Annotated in this window: 5 protein-coding genes; 2 read left to right on the forward strand and 3 right to left on the reverse strand. The window is 73.1% G+C overall.

The window, feature by feature from the left end; genetic code table 11:
• Positions 1 to 30 precede the first annotated feature (30 nt).
• A complete protein-coding gene (locus ACSNOC_RS27120) occupies positions 31 to 672 on the forward strand; it encodes a hemerythrin domain-containing protein (RefSeq protein WP_436750221.1) in 642 nt (213 codons plus the stop codon).
• An 88-nt stretch (positions 673 to 760) separates the two neighbouring features.
• On the opposite strand, the gene ACSNOC_RS27125 is transcribed toward ACSNOC_RS27120, so the two are convergent.
• Positions 761 to 1,135 carry a MarR family winged helix-turn-helix transcriptional regulator gene (locus tag ACSNOC_RS27125; RefSeq protein ID WP_436750222.1) on the reverse strand — a complete coding sequence of 125 codons (375 nt, stop codon included), beginning with the start codon at positions 1,133 to 1,135 and terminating at the stop codon, positions 761 to 763.
• A 101-nt stretch (positions 1,136 to 1,236) separates the two neighbouring features.
• Here ACSNOC_RS27125 and ACSNOC_RS27130 point away from each other — a divergent pair, with 101 nt between their 5' ends.
• Positions 1,237 to 2,697 carry an MFS transporter gene (locus tag ACSNOC_RS27130; protein ID WP_436750223.1) on the forward strand — a complete coding sequence of 487 codons (1,461 nt, stop codon included), beginning with the start codon at positions 1,237 to 1,239 and terminating at the stop codon, positions 2,695 to 2,697.
• A 57-nt stretch (positions 2,698 to 2,754) separates the two neighbouring features.
• On the opposite strand, the gene ACSNOC_RS27135 is transcribed toward ACSNOC_RS27130, so the two are convergent.
• Both ACSNOC_RS27135 and ACSNOC_RS27140 read right to left on the reverse strand, forming a co-directional pair.
• Positions 2,755 to 3,435, reverse strand: coding sequence for a hypothetical protein (locus ACSNOC_RS27135; RefSeq protein WP_436750224.1), 681 nt, complete (start codon positions 3,433 to 3,435; stop codon positions 2,755 to 2,757).
• Positions 3,436 to 3,483: 48 nt separating this feature from the next.
• A partial coding sequence (locus tag ACSNOC_RS27140; protein WP_436750225.1) for a CHAT domain-containing protein occupies positions 3,484 to 4,091 on the reverse strand: 608 nt, incomplete at its 5' end.

Raw genomic sequence — 4,091 nt, forward strand, 5'->3', positions numbered from 1 at the left:
CGCCCTCGCCCCCCACCCGGAAGGAGTCCCGTGAACCCGCCCATGGACAGCCTGCCCAAGGCGCACCAGACGATGATCCTCGCGCACCGCGCGATGCTGCGTGACCTGGACCGGATCGCGCGCACCGCAGCCGCCCTCTCCGCGAAGCCCGACGCCGAGCGTGTCGGGCACCTGCGGACCTACGCACGGCGCGTCACGCAGATCATCGAACACCACCACCAGGGCGAGGACGAGGTCCTGTGGCCCAGGCTGAGCGAACGCGGCGCCGATCCGGCGGCACTGAAGCTGCTCCAGCAGGAGCACGAGGAGCTGGAGGAGTCGCAGACGCGCCTCTCCGAGGCCATCGAGCGCCTGGGGGAGGACGGCACCGGCGGTGACGAACTGTCGGCGGCGGCCCGCGCCACGCACGACCTGCTGCGCACCCACACCGCCGACGAGGAACGGGAGTTGCTCGACCGGCTCGCCCCGGCGCTCGACGCCGCGCTCTGGAAGCGGTTCGAGCGCGACATGGTCAAGTCCGCACCCCGCTGGACGTTGTCGTTCATGCCGCCGTGGCTGTCCGCGGTCGCGGAAGCCGGCGAACGCGGCGGCGTCCCGGCCCTCCCGGTGGCCCGCCTGATGCGGGGTCGCCTGCTGCGCCGGCAACAGGCCGCCTTCGGCGCGCAGTTCTGACGAGAACGCTGCCGCGGGCGCGCTCCGCGTCCCCACCGCCGTCGACCCCCGGGCGTCCCCCCGCGGACGCCCGGGAGCGGCGGAGGCGTCAGTCGCCCAAGTGCTGGGCGAGGACGTCCAGATAGGTCTTGCGTGCCTGTTCGTGCACCGCGCGGCCCGCCTCGGTCGGCGTCACGAACACGCCGCGGCGGTCCGTGTCGCACATGCCCCGGCACACCAGCCCGCACTTCTCCAGCCGGGCGACCGTGCGGGACAGGGCGCTCTGGCTCAGGTGCATCTCCTCGACCAGATCCTGCACCCGCACCTTGCGGCCCTCGCAGGCCAGCAGCCGGTCCAGCGCCTCGTAGTCGCTGACGGTCAGGCCGTGCCCGGCCTGCAGCACGCGGTCGAGATCGTTGGCGATCCGGCTGTACTGGGACAACAGGGAGCGCCAGCGAGCGACGAGCGTGGCATCAGCGGACACGAGGTGAACGGTAGCGCACCCCTTAATAACATGCAAGCGGATTTATTGCATCCGCATTTTATGCGTAGACAGTAGATGCTCATGCATGTAGTGTCGCGGCCATGTCCCTTTCCACCGAAGCCACCCCGGCCACGCCGACCCACCCGCCCGCCGCGTCGACGCCTGCGGCGGCGGAGCAGAAATGGACCCCACGTCTGTGGGGCGTGCTGGCCGTGCTGTGCCTGGTGCTGTTCCTCGACGGCCTCGACGTCTCCATGGTCGGCGTCGCCCTGCCCTCCATAGGCCGCGAGCTGGGCCTGTCCGCCACCTCGCTCCAGTGGATCGTCAACGGCTACGTGCTCGGGTACGGCGGCCTGATGATGCTGGGCGGCCGGATGGCGGACCTGCTCGGACGCCGCCGGGTCTTCCTGATCGCGCTCTCCGTCTTCGCCGCCGCCTCGCTGCTCGGCGGAGTGGTCGACAGCGGCCCGCTGCTGATCGCCACCCGCTTCGTCAAGGGCCTGGCCGCCGCCTTCACCGCGCCCACCGCGCTGTCCATCCTGACCACCACGTTCCACGAGGGCCCCGCCCGCAACCGGGCGCTGTCCGTCTTCTCCCTCTTCGGCGCCACCGGATACTCCTCCGGCCTGATCCTCGGCGGGCTCCTCACCGGCTTCGGCTGGCGCTGGACCTTCCTGACCCCCGTGCCGCTCGCCGTGCTGGCCCTCGTCCTCGGCTACGTGCTGATCCCCCGGGACCGGCCCGCCGAGACCGGCGGCCACGACCTGGCCGGCGCCGCCACCCTCACCGGCGGCATGCTGCTCGCCGTCTACACCGTCGTCTCCGCCCCCGAACGCGGCTGGGGCTCGCCCCTGACCCTCGGATCGTTCGCGCTGGCCATCCTGCTCCTCGCCGCCTTCGTGGCCGTCGAGAAGCGCGTCGCCCACCCGCTGGTCCGCTTCGGCATCCTCCGCGTCGCCACCGTCGTGCGCGCCAACCTCAGCATCATCGGACTCTTCGGCTCCTACCTGAGCTTCCAGTTCCTCATGACGCTGTACCTCCAGGACGGCCTGGGCTGGTCGCCCCTGCGGATGGCGCTCGGCCTGCTCCCGGCCGGCATCGTGGTCGCCGTCGGCTCGCCCCTCACCGGGCGCCTGATCAACCGCTACGGAACGCCGCCGCTGATCCTCGCCTCGATGGCGTCGATGAGCCTGGGCTACGTCTGGTTCCTGGCCACCGCCGGTACCACCCCCGGCTACGCGGCCACGATCCTGCCGACCATGCTGCTTCTCGGCGGCGGCTTCGCCTTCGGCTTCAGCGCGATCATGGCCCAGGCCACCGAGGGCATCGACGACTCCGAACAGGGCCTGGCCTCCGGCCTGGTGCAGACCTCGGGCCAGGTCGGCGCCGCCCTGGTGCTGGCCGTCGTCACCGCCGTGGTCACCGGCACCACCGCCGGCAGCGCCGACATCGGCCCCTACCGCCCCGGCATCAACCTGGTCACCGCCGTCGCCGCCGGGGGCCTCCTGCTCAACCTGCTCCCGCTCCTGCGCTCCTCCCGCCGCACCCCGGCCCGCGCCTGACCACCCGGGCCCGGTGCCGCGGAACGGCCGGCCGGCCCACCAGCCGGCCGGCCGTTCTCACAACGGGCTGACCAGCTCCAGCGGTTCGGGCAGCGCCCGGTAACGGCGCAGCAGCGTGCTCTTCGTACTCGCGTGCACGGTCGCGGCGATCGAGGCGGGCACCCCGCGCGGCGCCCTGACGATCAGGGCCAGCGGCTGGTCGCCCACCAGCGGCATCGCCCGCGTCCGCCGCAGGACCCAGCGCGGCTCGGAGGTGCGGGCCCCCAGGGCCAGCAGGAACGGCGTGCCCTCGGCCACCGCCGTGGTCGTCGTGCTCACCTCGCCCAGGCCGCCGAAGAGAAACTGCGGACTGAGCGTCACCGTCCGCTGCCGCTCCCGCTGTTCCGTCACGCGCTCGGGCGTCATCGACCAGGCGACCGGCTGAACGGCCGCGCCCGGCGCGCTCAGGACCAGATGGACCGAGGCGCTCTCCAGGCGCGGCGTCGGCGGCTGTTCGGCGAAGCCGATCCCGAGGCGGACCAGGTGATAGACGCTGTGCGCGGCCTCCTGGCGCACGAACAGCTCCAGTTCGGGGTCGCTCGCGGCGAACTCCGGTGTCAGCGGCACCGAGAGAGGCGCGCCGAAGAGCACCCGGCCCGTCAGCGGCGGCACCGCCGGGCCGTCGGCCGGGCCGCGCACCGGGTCGTCCGACGCCATCGTCAGCGGTCGCATCGCCGGCGTCGGCAGTTCTATCTCCATGACCCCTCACCCATCTCGTCCTCGTCCTCCATCGCGCGTCGGTGTCCTTCAGCGGTCGGGGAGCACGACGAGTCCCGTCCGCAGCATGGAGCAACTGTCGTCGGCGTTCGCGGCGTGCTGCGCCGCGACCCGGGCCGCGGCCCGCACGTTCCCGTCGAGCTGGAGCGCCCGGTAGAACTCCCCGGCGAAGACGTTGGCACACAGGTCGTCCAGCGGACCCGTGTGCGCCACCACCGTGTCGGCCGAGCCCTCGAAGAGGGCCACGACATCGGCGCTGTCGCAGGAGGCGAGGACCAGGCCGCGCAGGCGGATGCCGTACTCGGACCGGTAGAGCCGGAGGGTGTCCGCCACCTGGCGGGCGTCCAGGCGGTGTTCCTCGCCGAACGGGTCCTCGAAGACCAGCCGCCCGTCGACGCCGTGGCAGGCCAGGTGCAGGATGTGCGGCCGGGGCCGCTCGGTCAGCACGTTCCGCAGGTCGGTCGTCCGCGCCGCCGGGTACGCGGTGACCCGCAGCCGCCCGCCCGCCCGTGCCGCGTCCTGCACCTCCCGCAGGCCCCGGTCCGCGCGCAGGACCTGCTGCCCGGTGGGGCTGGCACCCAGGTACAGGACGTGGTACCGCGCCGGGGGAGCCCCGGTGCCCGGTCCCGGCCCCGGCT

The sequence above is a fragment of the Streptomyces sp. URMC 129 genome (genome assembly GCF_051386415.1).
Taxonomy (GTDB): Bacteria; Actinomycetota; Actinomycetes; order Streptomycetales; family Streptomycetaceae; genus Streptomyces.

Excerpts from the sequence above, each read along its gene's own strand:
- ACSNOC_RS27130 (WP_436750223.1), top strand. The coding sequence starts at position 1,237 with ATGTCCCTTTCCACCGAAGCCACCCCGGCCACGCCGACCCACCCGCCC.
- ACSNOC_RS27135 (WP_436750224.1), bottom strand. The coding sequence starts at position 3,435 with ATGGAGATAGAACTGCCGACGCCGGCGATGCGACCGCTGACGATGGCG.